Below are 19,350 nucleotides of genomic sequence, written 5' to 3' on the forward strand. Positions count from 1 at the left end.
TTTATCGGATCAATTAAAAAGGCCAGCCTCGTTGCTGGCCTTTCGCATTTTATTGCGGCATTGCCGCCAGCGGAATAATGGCTCCGCGGTGTTGGATCACCGTACTGGCGGTCAGATGACCGCGCAGCGCCGCCTGCACGGCATCACCGCCGGTTAAACGCACTGCCAAATAACCGGCGCTGAAGGAGTCGCCCGCCGCGGTAGTATCCACCACCTTTTCTTTAGGCAGACGCACTGCCGGGATCTCAAATTCGCTGCCTTCGGCGCTGAACACCAGGCAGCTATCTGCGCCGCGTTTAATCACTATCTCCGTCACGCCGAGCTGCTGAGTGCGCTGCACCACCTGTTCCAGCGGCAGTTTGCCCCATAGCAGGTCTTCGTCATCCAGGGTCAGGAAGGCAATGTCGGTGCAGGCCAGCACTTCGCGGTAAACCTGCTGCGTTTCTTCCTTGCTTTGCCACAGGCGCGGCCGATAGTTGTTATCGAAAATCACCTTGCCGCCGTTGGCGCGACACTGCCTTAGCAATGCCAGCAGCTTGCTGCGGCTGGCCGTATCGAGGATCGCCACGCTGATGCCGCTGAGGTACAGATAATCGAATTGGGCCAGTTGTTCGCACAGGCTTTCCGCCTGCGGGCCAGCCAGCCAGTAGCGGGCGGCAGCGTCGTTGCGCCAGTAATAGAAGGTGCGTTCGCCGGTGGCATCGGTTTCAATCACGTACAGCCCAGGCAGCTTGTTCTCCAGCCGTTGTATCAGGCTGGTGTTGACCTTTTCCTGCTGCCACGCCTGCAGCATTTCCTGGCTGAAACTGTCGGTGCCGAGTGCGGTCACGTAATGCACCTGCAGCGCGCTTTCCGCCACCTGGCGGGCAATGTAGACGGCGGTGTTTAACGTATCGCCGCCAAAACCGCGGCTCAGATCCGCGCCTTTCTGCGACAGTTCAATCATGCATTCGCCGATCACGGCAAGATTTTGGGTGGTCATAGTCAACGAGCCCTGGCTGAAAGAAGAAGATGAATTGATGCGAAATACAGCCAGTCTCAATGCAAGGGGCGGGGGAGTCAATGAAAATAAAACAACGTTTTAATTTATTTATGACCGCGATCGGGAAACTAAAAAGTTTCCCGATGCGTAGCCAACATCCGGCCGTTATTTGGCGGCGGCGCGCAGGTCGGTGACGCTTTGGCCACCGATCCCCCAGTTGTCGGTTTCTACTTCGTCAATGACCACCACGGTAGTGGCCGGGTTCTTGCCCAGCGTATCCACCAGCAGCTGGGTCACCCCGGCGATCAGCTGTTTCTTTTGCTCCGGCGTCGCGCCTTCACGAGTAATTTTGATATTTACGTAGGGCATGTTTTTTTCCTTCGATTTTGATACCAGTATTCAATGTAGAAGGCTTTCGCCGCTGCTTAAAGTTTTATTGTCTGTTGCCGATAAACCCAGGGAGCCAATAGCGCAGCCAGAGCGTTTTCAATCCCCTTCAATGGCGACAGTACCAATGATAACCAAGATGAGCACGGGCCTGCTGGCGCCACTCCTCGCCGTATGCACGCAGATCAAGGCACAGCATTATTGGCGGCAATGCCGACGGCAATACACCTTCCAGCCGATCTATCGCACCTGTGGCACTTTAATGGCGCTCGAACTGCTGACGGCGGTGTATCACCCGGCCGCACCGGAAAAACCTCTGTCGCCGGAGCATTATTTCGCTGCTATCGATGTCCGCAAACGTCTACAGATCATTCAGGAACAGCTTGAACTGCTGCAGCACTGGCAACCGCTGCTGACCCGCCACGGGTTGATGGTATCGGTCAATATCGACGGTATTGCCCTGCAGGCGTTACAGCAGCATGGCGCGTTGCAACGTCAGATTGCAGCCATGCCCTATCTGCGTTTTGAGCTGGTGGAGCACGCCGGGATGGCATTAAACAGTCCGTTGCAGCAGATTGCCGGTGCAGAGCGGCTGTGGCTGGATGACTTCGGTAGCGGTCTGGCGAATTTCTCTGCCGTCAGTACCTGGCGATATCAATATATCAAGGTTGCGCGAGAGTTATTCACCTTGCTCAAGCAAACGGAAGATGGCGTCCAGTTACTGGTCACCCTGATTAAAATGATGAACCAGCATAGCGAAGGGGTGATCGTCGAAGGGGTGGAAACCGAGCAGGAATGGGTACTGGTACAGCGCTCTGGCGCGCTGGCTGCCCAGGGTTACTTTCTTTCTCGCCCGGCCCATTTCGACACTCTGCAAACTCTGCCTACGCGATTTTCCTTGCCTGCCGCCTGAACCCCATCTCCCTCTAAAGCGTGAACTCTTGCCTATCCTCGGCTAGGCTTGGTAAAGCCATATGGGCAAGTTATCGCGTTCAGGGAGCCGTTATGACAAGAACAGGAAAAGCGTTTACTTGGGTTGGCGGCATTGTGCTGCTGATCATCGCCGCGTTGGTGGTCTTTGTGCTGACCTTCGACTGGAACCGCCTCAAACCGACCATCAATGACAAGGTGTCGGCCGAGTTGCATCGTCCGTTCGCCATCCGTGGCGACTTGGGGGTGGACTGGTCACGCGGTGATAAAGATGAAGGTGGCTGGCGCGCCTGGGTACCCTGGCCGCGAATTCATGCTGAGGATGTGGTACTGGGCAACCCGAAAAATATCCCTGGCGACAGCATGGTGCAGTTGCAGCGCGTCGAAGCCAGCATCTCGCCGCTGGCACTGTTGGGCAAGCAACTGTTGATCCCGCGCATCTGGCTGAAGCAGCCGAACGCCAGCTTGCAGCGGCTGGCCAACGGTGACAATAACTGGACCTTCAACCTGGCCGCTGACCCTAACCAGCCGCCGTCTGCCTGGTCGGTGAACATTCATGACATCGTCTTTGACCGCGGCCAGATTGCTTTCAAGGACGCTACGCTGAAGGCCGATTTTCGCGCAGAGATTGATCCACTCGGCAAGCCTTTGCCATTCAGTGAAGTGACCGGCAAAAAAGACGCCGGTACGGCGATCCCGCAAGACTATATCTTCGGCTGGAAGGTGAAAGGCAAATACAACGGCGAGCCGTTATCGGGCAGTGGCAAGATTGGCGGCATGCTGTCGTTGCAGAATGCCGAGGTGCCCTTCCCGCTGCAGGCCGATGTTCGCTCCGGTTCCACACGGGTAGTGGTGGCGGGGACGTTGTCCGACCCGATGAACCTTGGCGGGTTGGATTTGCGGCTTAAATTCTCCGGCGACAGCCTGGGTAACCTGTATGCCCTCACCGGCGTGTTGCTGCCCAATACCCCGCCATACTCCACCGATGGTCACCTGACTGCCCGGTTGCACGAGAAAGGCGGCGCGGTGTTCCAGTACCAGAAATTCGACGGCAAAATTGGCGACAGCGATATCCACGGCGATTTGAAATATGTCGCCGGCAAACCCCGGCCTACGCTAAGCGGCGAAGTGTTGTCGAAACAGCTGCGTTTTGCCGATCTGGCGCCGCTGATTGGTGCCGACTCCAATACGGAAAAAGCCGGTCGCGGTGAGAAGAGTCGCCAGCCTGCGGGCAAAGTGCTGCCGGTAGAGAAATTTGATACCAAAAGCTGGAAGGTGATGAATGCGGACGTCAAATTCACTGCCAAACGTATTGAACACGGCAGTTCGTTGCCGTTGAGCGATCTCTATACCCATCTGAAATTGGATAACGGCGTCATTGTGATGGATCCGCTGCGTTTCGGCGTGGCGGGCGGTAACCTCAATTCGACCGTTCGTCTCGATGGCAGCAAAAATCCGATGCAGGGGCGGGCTGATTTGCATGCGCGTAAATTCCAGCTCAAGCAGTTGCTGCCGGATGTCGGGTCGATGAAACGCAGCCTGGGGCAATTGAACGGCGATGCCAAACTGACCGGCAGCGGCAATTCGGTGGCCGATCTGCTGGCGACCAGCAGCGGCGATTTGCGCATGGTGATTAATAACGGGGTGATTAGCCGTGGCCTGATGGAAATTCTCGGGTTGAACGTCGGCAACTATCTGGTGGCACAGCTATTTGGCGATGACGTCGTGGGGATAAACTGCGCGGCGGCAGACGTCGGTATCCGTGACGGCCTGGCGACACCACGGCTGTTTGTGCTCGACACCGAGAATGCGATTATCAATATCAGCGGCAATACCAACTTTGCCACCGAGCGGCTGGACCTGTCCATCGATCCGGAAAGCAAAGGCATGCGGGTGCTGACGTTGCGTTCGCCGCTGTACGTGAAAGGCACTTTTGCGCATCCGGATGCCGGTGTGAAGGCCGGTCCGCTGATTGCACGCGGTGCGGCGGCGGTGGCACTGGGCGTGGTGCTGACGCCGGCAGCGGCCCTGCTGGCACTGGTTTCCCCCAGCGAAGGGGGTGAAGAAAACCAGTGCGGGACCATCCTTCAGCAGATGAAACAGAAGAAATAATCGCAAGGGCCCGCGGATACCCCGCGGGCTGTTTTACTTCAATACCCGGCAGTCATGATCCTGGATCTCTTCTGACGAAGCCAGAGTAAACGGCAACAGGCTACGCTCGGTGGCCAGCAACAGAAAATCGCCGCCCGGCAATGCCGTCATCGCCAGGCCAAAGCTCCCCATGCGGCCCTTTGAGCGTGCTACCTCATCTGCCAGCAGGCGGAAAGCGCCCTGTTTGTGCAACTCTTCAGGCGTCACCCGGCGCACCAGATAATCATGGCCCAGCAGGCCGCCAGGCATCGGCTCCCACCGCTCGCTGTAATCTGCCGCATACTGCGCCAGCTGCGTTTTTACCGAAGGCAGCAGGCAGGAGATATGAATGTGCAGCTGGTTCTGAGTGCGGCCATAGGCTGAATTAATCGCCAGCGAAACATCGGCGTCGTCGATCGCCTTGCCATACTTATCGGCCATAAAGTGCCGTGCCTGCCAGGCCTGCTCAAAGAAGTTCGGAGTGGAGGCTGCCAGCACCGCAGGGCTTTCAATGCCGGTGATTTTAGCGCTTGGCATCAACAGATATTGCAACGGGCCGTTACGGTCTTTGAACACCACAAAACCGGCCTGTGGGTCCACCTGCGCGCAGGGAGCCGGATTGTTATGCGCCTGCTGGTTGGGCAGACACTGTTGGCTGACGATACGCCACAGCGCGCTTGATTGGGGTGGCTTCACCCATATCCAGAGCGCACCAGCAATGACAATGGCGGCCATTAGCAACGGCGCAACGTACAAAAACAGCCTGCGGCGCAAAGACATGATTGATTTCCATTTCCGTAAAAGGAGAAGCATTCAGCATAGTCTGATTTTATGACAGGAGACAGCGCGGGAAGTGCGGCCCCGCAGGCAGGGGCCGCATAAACAGGGTTACAGCGACTGGTCGCGGGTTTCTTTCATCAGCAGCAGGGCGATCAGTGTGAGACAGGCCATAGATGCCAGATACAGCCCGACGTAGAACAGGCCGTAGTGGGTTGCCAGCCAGGTAGCGATATAAGGTGCCACCGCCGCCCCGAGGATTGACGCCACGTTGTACGAGAACGAAGCCCCGGTATAACGCACCTCGGTCGGGAACAACTCTGGCAGCAGCGCCCCCATCGGGCCGAAGGTCAGGCCCATGATGCTCAGACCACACAGCAGGAAGCCCATCACCAGCGCCTGGTTACCGGAACCCAGCATGCTTGGGAACAGGAAGGCGAAAGCGATCATCAGCAGGGTGATGGCGATCATGGTCTTGCGGCGGCCAAAGGCGTCGGCCAGCAGACCGGCAATCGGCACCATCACGCCAAAACCAATCACCGCCACCATCAGCATCCACAGGAAACTGTTGCGTGAGTAGCCCAGCCCCAGCGGTTGCGCCGTGGTGCCGTAGGTCATTGAGTAAACCGTCATCAGGTAGAACAGGGTATAGGTCGCCAGCATGATAAAGGTGCCGAGGATGGTCGCCTTCAAATGCTTGCTCAGCAGGGTACCGAGCGGAATTTTCACCTGTTTTCCGGCTTTGGCCACCTTGGCGAACACCGGGGTTTCATGCAGCGATACGCGTACGTACAGGCCGATCAGCACCAGCGCAGCGGACAGGATAAACGGCACGCGCCAGCCCCATTCCATAAACTGTTGGTCAGTCAGCAGCCAGGAGAGCAGCAGGAAGGTCCCGTTAGCGAAGAAGAAACCGATAGGCGCGCCCAGTTGCGGGAACGAACCGTACAGCGCCCGCTTTTTGGCTGGGGCGTTTTCGGTCGCCAGCAAGGCCGCTCCGCCCCATTCACCCCCCAGCCCCAGGCCCTGACCGAACCGCGCCAGTGCCAGCAGGATTGGGGCGAAGATGCCGATGGTTTCGTAGCTTGGCAACAGGCCGATCAACACGGTGGAAATCCCCATGGTCAGCAGCGAGGCGACCAGCGTCACCTTGCGCCCCACGCGATCGCCAAAGTGGCCGAACAGTGCCGAGCCAATCGGACGCGCCACAAAGGCGACGGCAAAGGTGGCCAACGACTGTAGCGTCGCGGTGGTGGGATCGCCCTGCGGGAAGAAGATATGCGGGAATACGATCACCGCCGCAGTGGCATAAATATAGAAATCGAAAAATTCGATGGCGGTCCCGACCAGCGAGGCGACAATCACTTTTCCGCGTGAGTTGACTGGTGTTGGCGCGTCGTCGGCGTCCAGAGTTGGTGCGATGGAGGCTTGCATAATTTTTCTTATATTTTGGATTGGTAAAAATCCATCTTAGTCATAGCAAAATGCCTTTTCAATGGTGAAACTTTGTACAATGCCGTAATTAACCGGTTAAAAAGCTTAATGTTTCATTGCTGTGTTTCTGCGTGGTTTTTAACGTTGCCAAATGAATGATTTGCAGACTTAACATCTGTAAAAGCCGCAAAGAAAAGTTATCAGGTAGTTTGTTATGCTGGATTTGGCCGGTGAGGTGGCTTTGTTTTAGTTTAATATGCTGGGTTGTCGGCTTAATTCTGGAGTAAAACACCAGCCACCAGAGGGTGGCCGGTATGATTGCATTGCTTTAGGGGGCGGATTGCTCGGAGGCTGGCAGGGTTTTGTCTTCTTTATACTGCGCAGTGGCGATCCAGGCGGCGCAGAAAAGCGTCAATCGGGCAAAGAAATAGAAAAACGCCATCAGCCCGATGACCGAACCAAAGGCGGCCCCGGAAGGCGATTTAGCCACCTGTGGCAGCGTCATGGTCATCACAAACTTAATCACTTCGAAACCGATGGCGGCAAGCAGCGTGCCGCGCAGCAGCGCCTTTTTCTTTGGCTTATGCCGCGGCAGCATCCAGAAGATCCACAGGAACAGCAGATAGTTGGCGAAGATGGAGATCGACAGTGCAATCAGCGTCATCGCCGGCCGTAGCCACTCTATACCTTCCAGGCCCAGCGCACGGACAATTGCCGCCTGTGCCGAACCGGCGATGGAGGTCAGCGTCAGGGTGATAATCAGCGCTACCACCAGCCCACTCAGCGAAATAAAGTCGCGGGTGTATTTGAAGTAGATTTTTTCCTGATCCTGCGGGTTACGTTCCCATACGTCACGCGACTGCGCACGGATCGCCTCACGCAGGTTACCCATCCAACTGATGCCTGAATACAGCGCCAGCGCCAGACCGGTTAGCCCCACGGTGGTGCGCTGCTGAATCGCCGTATTGACGGTATTTTTCAGCGTGCTGGCCAGCGTAGGGTCACTGATGCTGCCAACAATCTTATTAATTATCCCGGTCAACAGGTCGGGGTTGGATGCCAGCACAAAACCGACGGCGGCAAATGACACCATCAAAATCGGGATCAGCGAAAGAAACGAGAAATAGGTGATGGCGGCGCCAAACTGGCTGCCCAGACGATCGTTAAAGCGCTCGGTGGCGCGCAGCAGGTGAGCGATGCTTGGCCAGGCCTTGATGCGTTCGACCAGGCGTGAAAAACCGGAGATGCGCCGGTCAATAGTCTGGTGGCCGGTTTTGATGGCGATCAGCGGCTTTTGCGGCGCTTCACTGTTGGGCTGTCGGGGGTCTTTATCTGATCCTGTAGGCATTACGTCACGATTTCCTTAACGATAAATAGGCTCTCTCAGCCTTGATTATAGCCAAAAGGCGCGTTGATTTGGCCGCCGGGTAGGGCAACCGGCTAATTTGTGAGCTTAACGCGTTCGTTCACCGGGCGAAATGTTACTGCCGGCCGATAGGTAAAATTCTTATGCCGGCCCCGTGCCAGCGCGGTTTTTTTCGTTCATCGACCTCCAATTTTTATCTGTTTCATCACCAAGAAAGCGTTTACTCATGATGTGGCGCTGCGGTTTACCAGCCGCAGCGTAACTGCAGCCGTAGGGGCTGGAACGGTTTCACCTGTTATCACTGGATAAAATGGAAGGTCATATGAAATTACTTAATCACCCCACCTGTCGTCCGTTTACCGAAGCGGGCAATTTGACACAGATTTCCGCCTACTATGAGGAGGAGCGGCAGATCATGTGGATGCTGCTGCGCGCTGAGCCGCGCCCTTGTTTTAATCAGGCGTTAATCGAAGACATCATGACGCTGGCACAGGCCGCCAAAGAGTCATCATTGCAGTTTGATTTTTGGGTTACGGGTTCGCTGGTACCCAATATGTTCAACGTGGGTGGCGATTTGCAGTTCTTCGCCGAGGCGATTAAAAATCGCAAGCGTGAAGCGATGATGGCTTACGCACGGGCCTGCATTGATTGCGTGCATGCGGCGGCACGCGGATTTGATACCGGAGCGGTCAGCATTGCGATGGTGGAGGGCAGTGCGCTGGGCGGTGGCTTTGAGGCGGCGCTGGCGCATCACTTCGTGCTGGCGCAGAACAATGCCCGCATGGGCTTCCCGGAAATTGCGTTTAATCTGTTCCCCGGCATGGGCGGTTATTCGCTGGTGGCGCGTAAAGCAAACATGCGCCTGGCGGAAGAGCTGATTTGGGGCGGTGAGTCGCATACCGCGGAGTGGTTTGAAAGCCGTGGCCTGGTCGATCAGTTATTCCAGCCCGGCGACGCTTATATAGCTACCCGTACCTTTATCGATACCATTCGGCCCAAACTGAACGGCATGCGAGCCATGTTGCGCGCCCGTCAGCGGGTGTTGCAGTTGACGCGTTCGGAACTGATGGACATTACCGAAGACTGGGTGCATTCGGCCTTCACCATCGAGGAGAAAGATCGCGCCTATATTGAACGTCTGGTGATGCTGCAGGACCGTCACACCCTGAACCTGCGTCGTGCCGGCTAATGATGCCCTGCCCGCCTTACGCTGAGGAGGATGGCGGGCGATAAGACTGCAACCAATGCTCCAGCTGTTCCGGGAGCATTGGCCGCGCAAACAGGAACCCCTGTTTTTCATCCACGCCGATTTCGTCAAGGAACCGATTTTCGCTTTCTGTCTCCACGCCTTCGGCGATCACCCGGAATTTAAGCGCTTCGGCCGCCGCGACGATGGCACGCACCAGCGATTGTGAAACCGGATTATCATTCACCCCACGCACAAAGCTTTTATCCAGTTTGATTGCATCGAGCGGAATACGTGCCAGCTGTGCCAGCGAAGAGTAGCCGGTGCCAAAATCATCAAGATGGACCTGTGCACCCAGTTGGCGTAGCCGGGTGATCACTTCGCGAGCGCGTTTCTCATCCTCTATCAGGCTACTTTCCGTGAGCTCGAAATCCAGCAGGCAGGGGGTCAACTGATTGTGCTGCAACACCTGCACCAGATCTTCAACGATAGAGTCATCCACCAACTGGCGGGCGGAAAGATTGACCGCGACCCGCAGTGGTAATCCCTGCCGTTGCCACTCAGCGGCCTGTTTGGCGGCGGTTTGCAGCACCCAACGGCCAAGCGGGCCGATCAGACCCGACTCTTCCGCGTAGGAGATAAACTGCAGCGGCGGGATCAGGCCACGCTCGGGTGAATCCCAGCGCACCAGCGCTTCCACGCTACATACTCTGCCGCTGGCCGCCTCGATTTTGGGCTGGTAATACACCACCAGTTGATTTTGTTCCAATCCCTTGCGCAGGTTGGTGTCCAGCCACATATATTCCGCGACGCGTTTATTCATTTCCGGCGAGAACACGGTATAGGTCCGTTTGCCGTGCTCTTTGGCGACATACATGGCGGTATCGGCACTGCGGATCAGGCTGTCGAGGTCGTTGCCGTGTTCGGGACACAGTGCGATACCAATAGAACAGCCGGTATAAACTTCGATAAGCCCTATGCGGAACGGCGTTTTCAGCCGGTCGATAATATGCTGGGCCAGGCGTTGCAGCATTTCTCGGTCGGCCTGCTGGGCCAGTACCAGAAATTCATCGCCGCCCAGGCGTGCCAGAGTTTGGTCTTCACCCAGACAGCCGAGCACCGCCAGCGACACCTCTACCAGTAAACGGTCGCCGAACATATGGCCGTAGGCGTCGTTAACCTTTTTAAAATTGTCGAGATCGAGATACACCAAGCCAACACTATGGCCATCGCGGGTGGCGATCGACTGGGTGATTTTGTCCTGAATGGCATTGCGATTGGGCAGGCCGGTAATGATGTCGGTATTGGCCAGTACCCGCAAACGTTCCTGGGCGCGGCGTTCTTCGGTGATATCGGTACCGGAGCAAATCAGAAAAACTTCATTCTTACCGCTGCCACTGTGGACGAACTTGTTGCGGAACAAAAACAGCCGCTCGCCTTTCACCGTTTTAATCCAGCGTTCCACCTCATAGGATGAGCCATTACGGAAAAAACCGGCGATGTTGCGGCGTGAGGCGGAGGCTTCCTCCGGGCTCATAAATAACTGAAAGACGTTTTTACCAATAACATCATGTTCGTGCAGGCCGGTGTACTCTTCGCTCAGGCGGTTGAAGCGCTGAATGCGGCCGTGTTGATCGACAATCACAATCACGGAGTTGGCTTCGGACACCACCTGCTCGGCAAAGGAAAGGCCGTGCACCAAATCACGGGCGACCGATTGGGTGTCGCTGAAGGCGGAGGCGGTACCTGCCCATTCCAGATTGTTGACTCGCCTTCCGACCAGATGCAGATGAATCAGTTCACCGCCGAGCGTAATGGTGATATCAAGGCTGGCGGTAATCCCGCTCAGGCGACGTATTTTAGCCGCCTGCATGGCGCTGAGCGCCACGGCCATATGGGTTTTGCCTTTGACTGCCGACAACGCCAACGCATTGCTGTCAAACGCCAACCGCCAATAAGGGCTGTTGGTGCCGAAGTGGGCGTTAAGAAGCATAGGGCCTTGGTCTGCGAACATGATGATTCCTCAAAAGGGCACGACAGCCAGGTCTGTGCGATGAGCACAGCCGCAGGTTTCTGGCCCGGGAGTGACCGTAGTGCACGTATCTCCATCATATAACACGTTTTTCACCGGCGGGGGATGAAACTATTATATAAGCAATAATTAGTTTTGCCCTGTAATCGTCAGATTGCCCCACGTTTTAAAGTGTAAGTGAGAACCTGAGATTTCGAGAGGTGGGTACGATTTTAGCGTACCAGCGCTGCGATCATTTTGTTGCAGAGCGGTTGTAGCAGAGAGACCTACATTATAATAAAGTGGGCCTACGGCAGGAATAATCCTATAGAAACAGACACCATGTTGTGGTGCATTTTATGCGCTGGGAAACCAAACTTTCCAAATAATACGCACCATCTTCATAATTCATTCATTATTGATGAATAAAACTGTTTCGGGCTTTAATAAATTTACACTCCATCGCATTACTATATATTTATCGGCCTATTATTATCTCCGACGAAAGATGAGCCTGTTCACGTACAGCGCTCCTGATGAAGAATAATTTTAAGGAAATGATTATGCGTAAACTGACCGCTTTATTTGTCGCCTCTACTCTGGCACTGGGTTCTGCTTCCATGGCTTTTGCTGCAGATACCACGGCAGCACCGACCACGACTGAAGCCACCCCGATGAACATGAAAATGATGCATCACAAAGGTGAAGGCAAAGGTGGGCCGTTTGCCGGCCTGAACCTGACCGAGCAGCAGCGCCAGCAAATGCGCGATATCATGAAAGAATCGCACCAGAAACGCGGCGAAGGGACTAAAGAAGAACGCCAGGCCTTGCATAGTATGGTCGCTTCCGACAGTTTCGATGAAGCCAAGGCGAAAACCCAAATTGATGCCATCAGCAAAGCACAGTCCGAACATATGCTGGAGCGCGCCAAAGCTGAAAATAAAATGTATAACCTGCTGACCCCTGAGCAGAAAAAACAATACAATGAGAATTATCAGAAACGCGAACAGAAAATGATGGAACACATGAAAAACATGAAGTCGAAAATGACGACAGCACAGTAATAGTTTCATGTGGTAATTAAAAAGGGCCAGAGTAATCTCTGGCCCTTTTGCTTTTACTTAACCCGTACTAAATCGCGTTGACACATTTTACTCACGCACTGAGGGAAAATGTGATGAACCAATATGTTAAATGCACGCAACGCGATTACTTTCTATCCTTTAAATTAGCCGTCATCGAACAGGTCGAAAAAGGCGAAATGGCCTGCCGCCTGAGGCATTACAGCGGGTGATTCATTCTTTCTCGCTGATCTATGGTTCCGAAGTGTTCCTGGTACTGAAAGATATTTGGGGTCTGGATCTCGGTGGCATTCAGGATGTGACGCAATGGATGGCGAAAGCCATCATTCGCCAGGCCGAAGAAGATGCGATGAACAGCAGAAAACCGCTAGCATGATAGTCCAATTTTTACGGTCGTTCTCGGCGAAAACCAGCACATTTCACTGAGTGAGTATTGGCAATAGTTATAATTAAAACTGATAAAAAGAGCGTCATAAGCATTTTTTAACCGGCCGCCAGAAGATGTTTCTGCGGCCTGTTTTGTTTCTATTATCCCTATTTTTCATTGAATTATATTTTATCCTCAGCACCATAAATTCACTCTTCTCGCTGGTGATAGCCATCGAAGATCCTTATGTCTTTCCCCCTGTTTTATCGATCCTCAGGTTTGCCGTTTAGGTCATCCAGCGCCTTGACCCATTAGGCGCGCTTGAGATTGTTGTGCTTTATTTATTTGGTGTTACGAAACTGTTACACAAAAAAATCAATAAAACATTTGCAAACAACAATGGACGGTATCTGGGATGGAAAATAGACGTAGAGGAGTCAAGCCTGTTCAGGCGGCCTTCGGCTGGCCTGAAATTGGTGTTAATCGTGCACAGTGGAGTGCGATGCTTTTTTGCCTGGCGGCGATCGGTGGGGTGCAGGCTGCGCCTTATGTTGAGAGCGGTAAGCCGGGCGATCCTGCCAGTTGGCGCAGTAATGAATTCAACGCAGAATGGGGCCTGGGGGCGATCCACGCCGATCAGGCCTACGCCGCCGGTTATAGCGGGAAAGGCGTAAAGCTCGGCATTTTCGATCAGCCGGTATATGCCAAGCATCCGGAGTTTGCCAGTCAGAACAAGGTGATCAATCTGGTCACTACCGGTATCCGCGAATACACCGATCCCTACATTCCGGTGAAAAAAGGCGACGTATTCCGCTATGACGGCACGCCGAGCGTGGATTCCGACGGCACCCTGGGTTCACACGGCACCCATGTGGGCGGCATAGCTGCCGGCAATCGCGATGGCGGTGAGATGCACGGCGTGGCGTTTAACGCACAAATCATCAGCGCGGAAAACGGCGACCCCGGCCCGGAAGACGGCATCATTCTTGGTAACGATGGAGCGGTGTACCAGGCCGGTTGGGATGCGTTGATCGCCAGCGGCGCGCGCATTATCAACAACAGCTGGGGTATTGGCATCACTGAGAAGTTTGATCAGGGTGGCAAGGATCCGGCCTATCCCCACTTCACGCTCGCCGACGCGCAAAAGCAATTCGATCAAATCAAACAGATCCTCGGCACCAAAGCCGGTGGCGCTTATCAGGGCGCGATCGATGCGGCACGCAGCGGTATCGTCACCATTTTTGCCGCCGGTAACGATTACAACCTCAACAATCCGGACGCCATGGCGGGTCTGGCCTATTTTGTGCCGGAGATAGCCCCCAACTGGCTGTCGGTCGCCAGTCTGCAGGATCCGAACAACACCGGCGATTACAGCATCAGTACCTTCTCATCACGCTGTGGCTATACCGCCAGCTTCTGCGTTGCCGCGCCGGGCAGCAAGGTGTACAGCTCAATCATCGAAGGCAACAGCGTAGATAACCTGACCACCGGTTACGCCAAATACAGCGGGACCTCAATGGCGGCGCCACACGTGGCCGGTAGCGTTGCGGTGCTGATGGAGCGCTTCCCGTACATGACCGGCGCACAGGTTGCTTCGGTGCTGAAGACTACCACTACCGATATGGGCGCGCCGGGTATCGATGCACTGTACGGCTGGGGGATGATCAATCTGGGCAAGGCGATTAACGGTCCGGGCATGTTTGTTACCGAGCAGGATATTCCTGAAGAGTTTCGGGTTAGCGGCGCTTACGGCCCGGAACAGTTCGTGGTGAATCTGCCGGGCGTCGGTGGGGTGCTGGACAAGGGCAAACCGACCGAACGCGTGTGTGACGATACACATTGCGGGTTGGATGTCTGGAGCAACAACATTTCCGGTCACGGTGGCCTGACCAAACAGGGTATTGGCACCCTGGTGCTGACCGGCAACAACAGCTACGCGGGGCCGACGCTGATCAATCAGGGCCTGCTGGCGGTTAACGGCTCGGTGACCTCGGACGTCACGGTGCAAAACGCTGGCGTGCTGGGCGGTTCCGGCACTGTGGGGTCACTGACCGCCCGCAGCGGCGGTACCGTGGCACCGGGTAACTCGATCGGCACGCTGAATGTCACTCGTAACGTCAGCTTCGAGCCGGGTTCTCGCTACGCGGTGGAAGTGGCGCCCAATGGCCAGAGCGATCGGATCCAAAGCAGCGGATCGGCAACGATCGGTGGCGGTGAAGTGGCCGTCTCGCTGGAGAACAGCACCAATCTGCTGTCGCAAAGCGAAGTCCGCAGCCTGCTCGGCCAGCAGTACAACATCCTGACCGCCCAGCAGGGCATCAGCGGGCGGTTTGATTCGGTGGCACCGAACTACCTGTTCCTCGGTACCGGGCTGACCTATCAATCCAATCAGGTGACGTTGAACGTGGGCCGTAACGACACCTCCTTTGCCAGCGTGGCAGCCACTCAAAACGAGCGTGCGGTAGCAGCCGCGGCGGATGCTCTGGCGGCGGGTAACCCGGTGTACGAGAGCATCCTCAACGCCGGTTCGGCAGGGGAAGCGCGTCAGGCGTTCCGTCAGCTGTCCGGGCAGATCCATGCGGATATCGCCTCGGCACAGGTCAACGACAGCCGTTACCTGCGTGATGCGCTGAACGGTCGTCTGCGGCAGGCGGAAGGGCTGGCGACCTCGCCGGACATCAAGGCGGACGATGACGGCGGCGCTTGGGCACAGTTGCTGGGGGCCTGGGACCATGCATCGGGCGACGCCAATGCGACGGGCTATCAGGCCTCGACCTACGGCGTGCTGGTGGGGCTGGACTCGGCGCTGGCGGATGACTGGCGCCTGGGCGTGGCGACCGGTTACACGCGGACCTCGCTGGACGGCGGCTACGGCTCGAATGCCGACAGCGACAACTACCACCTGGCGGTGTACGGCGGCAAACAGTTCGGTGAACTGGCGCTGCGTGCCGGCGGGGGCTACACCTGGCACCGTTTCGATACTTCACGTTCGGTCAATTACGGCATGCAGTCAGATCGCGAAACCGCGAAATACAGTGCGCGCACCGAGCAGGTGTTTGCCGAAGCGGGTTACAGCGTGAAGGCCGACTGGGTGAATCTGGAGCCGTTCGCCAACCTGGCGTACATCAACTTCCAAAACAACGGTATTTCGGAAGATGGCGGGGCTGCGGCGCTGCACGGCGACAAACAGCACACCGATGCCACGGTATCGACGCTGGGGCTGCGTGCGGATACCGAGTGGCAGGCGAGCAAAACCACCAGCGTGGCGCTGCGCAGCGAACTGGGCTGGCAGCATCAGTACGGCGATTTGGATCGCGGCACCGGGCTGCGCTTCAACGGCGGCACTTCCCCGTTCGTGGTGAACAGCGTGTCGGCCTCGCGTGACGGTGCGGTGCTGAAAGCCAGTGCGGAAGTGGCGGTGAACAACAACGCCACACTGTCATTGGGCTACGGCGGGCTGCTGTCGCAAAACTACCAGGACAACAGCGTCAACGCTGGCTTCACCTGGAAATTCTGATTTTAAAAAAACAGAGGGACAAACCGCCTCGTCGGGAGGCGGTTTGGCTAAAACAAAAAAGGATAAGGGAATGAAGCAAGCTACAGGAAAGAATAAACCGGCATTGACGCCGACATGGAAACTGAACGCTTTGTTATGCGCACTGTTGGCGGCCGGTGGCGTACAGGCTGCACCCTATACGGAAGGCGGCAAGATAGGCGATCCGGCAAGCTGGCGCAGTAATGAGTTCAATGCCAACTGGGGGCTGGGGGCCATTCACGCTGACGAGGCCTATGCCGCGGGTTATACCGGTAAAGGGCAAAAGGTGGGCATCTTCGATACCCCGGTGAACCAGCACCCTGAATTCGCCGGTGACGGCAAACTGGTGAACGTGGTGACTCAGGGTAATCGCGCCTATACCGATCCGCATCGCGAGGGGATTAAGGCCGGCGATCGTTTTTACTTCGACGGCACCTTCCATTTCTACAGTGGTTCACAGGGCATGTTGAGTAACCACGGCGTACACGTGGCCGGCATCAGCGGGGCCAACCGCGACGGCACCGGCATGCATGGCGTGGCCTTTGATTCACAGATAATCAGCGTTGATAACGACAACGATGGCCCGGCCTATGGTGAATTCCTCGGGCTGGATGGCAGCGTAACCAACGCCGGTTGGCAGGCGATGATCAACAATGGCGTGCGGGTCATCAATAACAGTTGGGGCGTCAGTATTCCCGATTTCCTGTCGGATAATGGCAAAAAGCCAGACGCGCTGCATTTCGAACTGAAAGACGCACAGGAACAGTTTGATCAGGTGAAACCGCTGCTGGGCAGCCTGGCGGGTGCGGGTTATCAAGGCGCTATCGATGCGGCACGTAAAAACATTTTGGTGCTGTTCGCTGCAGGTAACGACGGCAACTACAACCAACCGGACGTGATCAGCGGCCTGGCCTATTTTGTGCCGGATATTGCGCCTAACTGGTTGTCGGTTGCCAGCGTTGCGCAGGATGAGGCCTCTACCAACAGCGTGCCTTATACCATCAGCAGCTTCTCTTCACGCTGTGGTTACACCGCCAGTTTCTGCGTTTCGTCACCGGGCAGTAAAATCTACAGCACCGTGGCCAACGGTTCCGATCCGCATCAATTGGTCTCGGACTATGGCAATAAAAATGGTACCTCCATGGCGACGCCACACGTGACCGGTGCGGTTGCCGTGTTGTTGCAGCGTTTCCCGTACATGACGTCGGCGCAAATTGCCGACGTGTTGAAGACCACCGCCACCGATATGGGCGCACCGGGCATTGATGCACTTTACGGCTGGGGGATGATCAATCTGGGCAAGGCGATTAACGGTCCGGGCATGTTCTATACCGTCGAAGATATTCCTGAAGAGTTCCGCATTCCGGATCCGACAGGCGTGGCTTACGGCTCGTCACAGTTTGTTGCCAACATTCCCGGCTTCGGGGCGCAAATCGATCAAGGCACTTTGCAAGCTCGCACTTGTGATGACTACCACTGTGCGGTGGAGGTCTATTCCAATGACATCTACGGCCATGGTGGCCTGACCAAGGAGGGCCAGGGGGCGCTGGTACTGACCGGTACCAATACCTATTCCGGCCCGACCTGGGTGAATACCGGCCTGCTGGCGGTTAACGGCTCAGTGACTTCGGATGTTACGGTGCAAAACGCTGGCGTGCTGGGTGGCTCCGGTACGGTAGGGTCACTGACCGCCCGCAGCGGCGGTACCGTGGCACCGGGTAACTCGATCGGCACGCTGAATGTCACTCGTAACGTCAGCTTCGAGCCGGGTTCTCGCTACGCGGTGGAAGTGGCGCCCAATGGCCAGAGCGATCGGATCCAAAGCAGCGGATCGGCAACGATCGGTGGCGGTGAAGTGGCTGTCTCGCTGGAGAACAGCACCAATCTGCTGTCGCAAAGCGAAGTTCGCAGCCTGCTCGGCCAGCAATACAACATTCTGACCGCCCAGCAGGGCATCAGCGGACGGTTTGATTCGGTGGCACCGAACTACCTGTTCCTCGGCACCGGGCTGACCTATCAACCCAATCAGGTAACGCTGAACGTCGGCCGTAACGACACCAGTTTTGCCAGCGTGGCAGCCACCCAGAACGAACGTGCGGTGGCGGCAGCGGCGGATGCCCTGGCGGCGGGAAACCCGGTGTACGAGAGCATCCTCAACGCCGGTTCGGCTGGGGAAGCGCGTCAGGCGTTCCGTCAGCTGTCCGGGCAGATCCACGCGGATATCGCCTCGGCACAGCTCAACGACAGCCGTTACCTGCGTGATGCGTTGAACGGCCGTCTGCGGCAGGCGGAAGGGCTGGCGACCTCGCCGGACATCAAGGCGGACGACGACGGCGGTGCCTGGGCGCAGTTGCTGGGGGCCTGGGACCATGCATCGGGCGACGCCAATGCGACGGGCTATCAGGCCTCGACCTACGGCGTGCTGGTGGGGCTGGACTCGGCATTGGCGGACGACTGGCGCATGGGTGTGGCGACCGGTTACACGCGGACCTCGCTGGACGGCGGCTACGGCTCGAATGCCGACAGCGACAACTACCACCTGGCGGTGTACGGCGGCAAACAGTTCGGTGAGCTGGCGCTGCGTGCCGGCGGTGGCTACACCTGGCACCGCTTTGATACCTCACGCTCGGTCAATTACGGCATGCAGTCAGATCGCGAAACCGCGAAATACAGCGCGCGTACCGAGCAGGTGTTTGCCGAAGCGGGTTACAGCGTGAAGGCTGACTGGGTGAATCTGGAGCCGTTCGCCAACCTGGCGTACATCAACTTCCAGAACAACGGTATCTCGGAAGACGGCGGGGCAGCGGCGCTGCACGGCGACAAACAGCACACGGATGCCACGGTATCGACGCTGGGACTGCGTGCGGATACCGAGTGGCAGGCGAGCAAAACCACCAGCGTGGCACTGCGCAGTGAACTGGGCTGGCAGCATCAGTACGGCGATTTGGATCGCGGCACCGGGTTGCGTTTCAACGGCGGCACTTCTCCCTTCGTGGTGAACAGCGTGTCGGCCTCTCGCGACGGTGCGGTGCTGAAAGCCAGTGCGGAAGTGGCGGTGAACAAAAACGCCACGCTGTCACTGGGTTACGGCGGGTTGCTGTCGCAAAACTACCAGGACAACAGCGTCAACGCTGGTTTCACCTGGAAATTCTGATCTACTTAT

At 56.5% G+C, this 19,350-nt stretch carries 12 protein-coding genes and 1 pseudogene; 7 read left to right on the forward strand and 6 right to left on the reverse strand.

Annotated elements, in window-relative coordinates; genetic code table 11:
* Positions 1 to 49 precede the first annotated feature (49 nt).
* Positions 50 to 982, reverse strand: a complete 933-nt coding sequence (locus FCL49_RS21310; RefSeq protein ID WP_174355043.1) for a sugar kinase — start codon at positions 980 to 982, stop codon at positions 50 to 52.
* Between the two features lie 165 nt (positions 983 to 1,147).
* A complete protein-coding gene (locus FCL49_RS21315; protein ID WP_012147423.1) occupies positions 1,148 to 1,351 on the reverse strand; it encodes a 2-hydroxymuconate tautomerase family protein in 204 nt (67 codons plus the stop codon).
* A gap of 145 nt (positions 1,352 to 1,496) precedes the next feature.
* Here FCL49_RS21315 and pdeH point away from each other — a divergent pair, with 145 nt between their 5' ends.
* Both pdeH and FCL49_RS21325 read left to right on the forward strand, forming a co-directional pair.
* Complete coding sequence (gene pdeH, locus FCL49_RS21320; protein ID WP_174355044.1) at positions 1,497 to 2,282, forward strand: cyclic-guanylate-specific phosphodiesterase; 786 nt, start codon at positions 1,497 to 1,499, stop codon at positions 2,280 to 2,282.
* A 92-nt stretch (positions 2,283 to 2,374) separates the two neighbouring features.
* Entirely contained in the window at positions 2,375 to 4,411 is a 2,037-nt protein-coding gene (locus FCL49_RS21325; protein ID WP_174355045.1) for an AsmA family protein, read from the forward strand.
* 33 nt (positions 4,412 to 4,444) lie between these two features.
* On the opposite strand, the gene FCL49_RS21330 is transcribed toward FCL49_RS21325, so the two are convergent.
* The 3 genes from FCL49_RS21330 to yhjD all read right to left on the reverse strand — a co-directional run bounded on the left by FCL49_RS21330 (position 4,445) and on the right by yhjD (position 7,988).
* A complete protein-coding gene (locus tag FCL49_RS21330) occupies positions 4,445 to 5,242 on the reverse strand; it encodes a CDP-diacylglycerol diphosphatase (RefSeq protein WP_174355046.1) in 798 nt (265 codons plus the stop codon).
* Between the two features lie 75 nt (positions 5,243 to 5,317).
* The gene (locus tag FCL49_RS21335) at positions 5,318 to 6,640 is read right to left on the reverse strand and encodes an MFS transporter (RefSeq protein ID WP_174355047.1); all 1,323 of its coding nucleotides are present in this window, start codon (positions 6,638 to 6,640) and stop codon (positions 5,318 to 5,320) included.
* Positions 6,641 to 6,968: 328 nt separating this feature from the next.
* On the reverse strand, positions 6,969 to 7,988 hold the full coding sequence (gene yhjD / locus FCL49_RS21340) for an inner membrane protein YhjD (protein WP_174355048.1): 1,020 nt from the start codon (positions 7,986 to 7,988) through the stop codon (positions 6,969 to 6,971).
* Positions 7,989 to 8,328: 340 nt separating this feature from the next.
* On the opposite strand from yhjD, the gene FCL49_RS21345 reads away from it, so the two are divergent.
* Positions 8,329 to 9,195: a crotonase/enoyl-CoA hydratase family protein gene (locus FCL49_RS21345; protein WP_174355049.1), complete on the forward strand. Its 867-nt coding sequence runs from the start codon at positions 8,329 to 8,331 to the stop codon at positions 9,193 to 9,195.
* A gap of 16 nt (positions 9,196 to 9,211) precedes the next feature.
* Here FCL49_RS21345 and pdeR read toward each other — a convergent pair whose 3' ends face one another.
* Positions 9,212 to 11,206 carry a cyclic di-GMP phosphodiesterase gene (gene pdeR / locus FCL49_RS21350; RefSeq protein WP_174355050.1) on the reverse strand — a complete coding sequence of 665 codons (1,995 nt, stop codon included), beginning with the start codon at positions 11,204 to 11,206 and terminating at the stop codon, positions 9,212 to 9,214.
* A gap of 560 nt (positions 11,207 to 11,766) precedes the next feature.
* On the opposite strand from pdeR, the gene spy reads away from it, so the two are divergent.
* The 4 genes and pseudogenes from spy (at position 11,767) to FCL49_RS21370 (ending at position 19,341) form a co-directional block, all read left to right on the forward strand.
* The gene (spy, locus tag FCL49_RS21355) at positions 11,767 to 12,267 is read left to right on the forward strand and encodes an ATP-independent periplasmic protein-refolding chaperone Spy (RefSeq protein ID WP_174355051.1); all 501 of its coding nucleotides are present in this window, start codon (positions 11,767 to 11,769) and stop codon (positions 12,265 to 12,267) included.
* Positions 12,268 to 12,469: 202 nt separating this feature from the next.
* Positions 12,470 to 12,661, forward strand: a pseudogene (locus FCL49_RS21360) (TetR/AcrR family transcriptional regulator); the annotation flags it as partial.
* Between the two features lie 493 nt (positions 12,662 to 13,154).
* Positions 13,155 to 16,169 carry an autotransporter serine protease gene (locus tag FCL49_RS21365; protein WP_217434529.1) on the forward strand — a complete coding sequence of 1,005 codons (3,015 nt, stop codon included), beginning with the start codon at positions 13,155 to 13,157 and terminating at the stop codon, positions 16,167 to 16,169.
* Between the two features lie 70 nt (positions 16,170 to 16,239).
* Positions 16,240 to 19,341: an autotransporter outer membrane beta-barrel domain-containing protein gene (locus tag FCL49_RS21370; RefSeq protein ID WP_174355053.1), complete on the forward strand. Its 3,102-nt coding sequence runs from the start codon at positions 16,240 to 16,242 to the stop codon at positions 19,339 to 19,341.
* The last annotated feature ends 9 nt before the right edge of the window (positions 19,342 to 19,350 follow it).

The sequence above is a fragment of the Serratia proteamaculans genome, assembly GCF_013337185.1.
In the GTDB taxonomy this organism is placed as follows: domain Bacteria; phylum Pseudomonadota; class Gammaproteobacteria; order Enterobacterales; family Enterobacteriaceae; genus Serratia; species Serratia proteamaculans_D.

Bases quoted from the DNA above. Each gene is read 5' to 3' on its own strand.
- FCL49_RS21365 (WP_217434529.1), top strand. From the start codon at position 13,155: ATGCTTTTTTGCCTGGCGGCGATCGGTGGGGTGCAGGCTGCGCCTTAT.
- FCL49_RS21330 (WP_174355046.1), bottom strand. From the start codon at position 5,242: ATGCTTCTCCTTTTACGGAAATGGAAATCAATCATGTCTTTGCGCCGC.
- pdeR (WP_174355050.1), bottom strand. From the start codon at position 11,206: ATGTTCGCAGACCAAGGCCCTATGCTTCTTAACGCCCACTTCGGCACC.
- yhjD (WP_174355048.1), bottom strand. From the start codon at position 7,988: ATGCCTACAGGATCAGATAAAGACCCCCGACAGCCCAACAGTGAAGCG.
- FCL49_RS21310 (WP_174355043.1), bottom strand. From the start codon at position 982: ATGACCACCCAAAATCTTGCCGTGATCGGCGAATGCATGATTGAACTG.
- FCL49_RS21325 (WP_174355045.1), top strand. From the start codon at position 2,375: ATGACAAGAACAGGAAAAGCGTTTACTTGGGTTGGCGGCATTGTGCTG.
- FCL49_RS21335 (WP_174355047.1), bottom strand. From the start codon at position 6,640: ATGCAAGCCTCCATCGCACCAACTCTGGACGCCGACGACGCGCCAACA.
- FCL49_RS21345 (WP_174355049.1), top strand. From the start codon at position 8,329: ATGAAATTACTTAATCACCCCACCTGTCGTCCGTTTACCGAAGCGGGC.
- spy (WP_174355051.1), top strand. From the start codon at position 11,767: ATGCGTAAACTGACCGCTTTATTTGTCGCCTCTACTCTGGCACTGGGT.
- FCL49_RS21315 (WP_012147423.1), bottom strand. From the start codon at position 1,351: ATGCCCTACGTAAATATCAAAATTACTCGTGAAGGCGCGACGCCGGAG.
- pdeH (WP_174355044.1), top strand. From the start codon at position 1,497: ATGATAACCAAGATGAGCACGGGCCTGCTGGCGCCACTCCTCGCCGTA.
- FCL49_RS21370 (WP_174355053.1), top strand. From the start codon at position 16,240: ATGAAGCAAGCTACAGGAAAGAATAAACCGGCATTGACGCCGACATGG.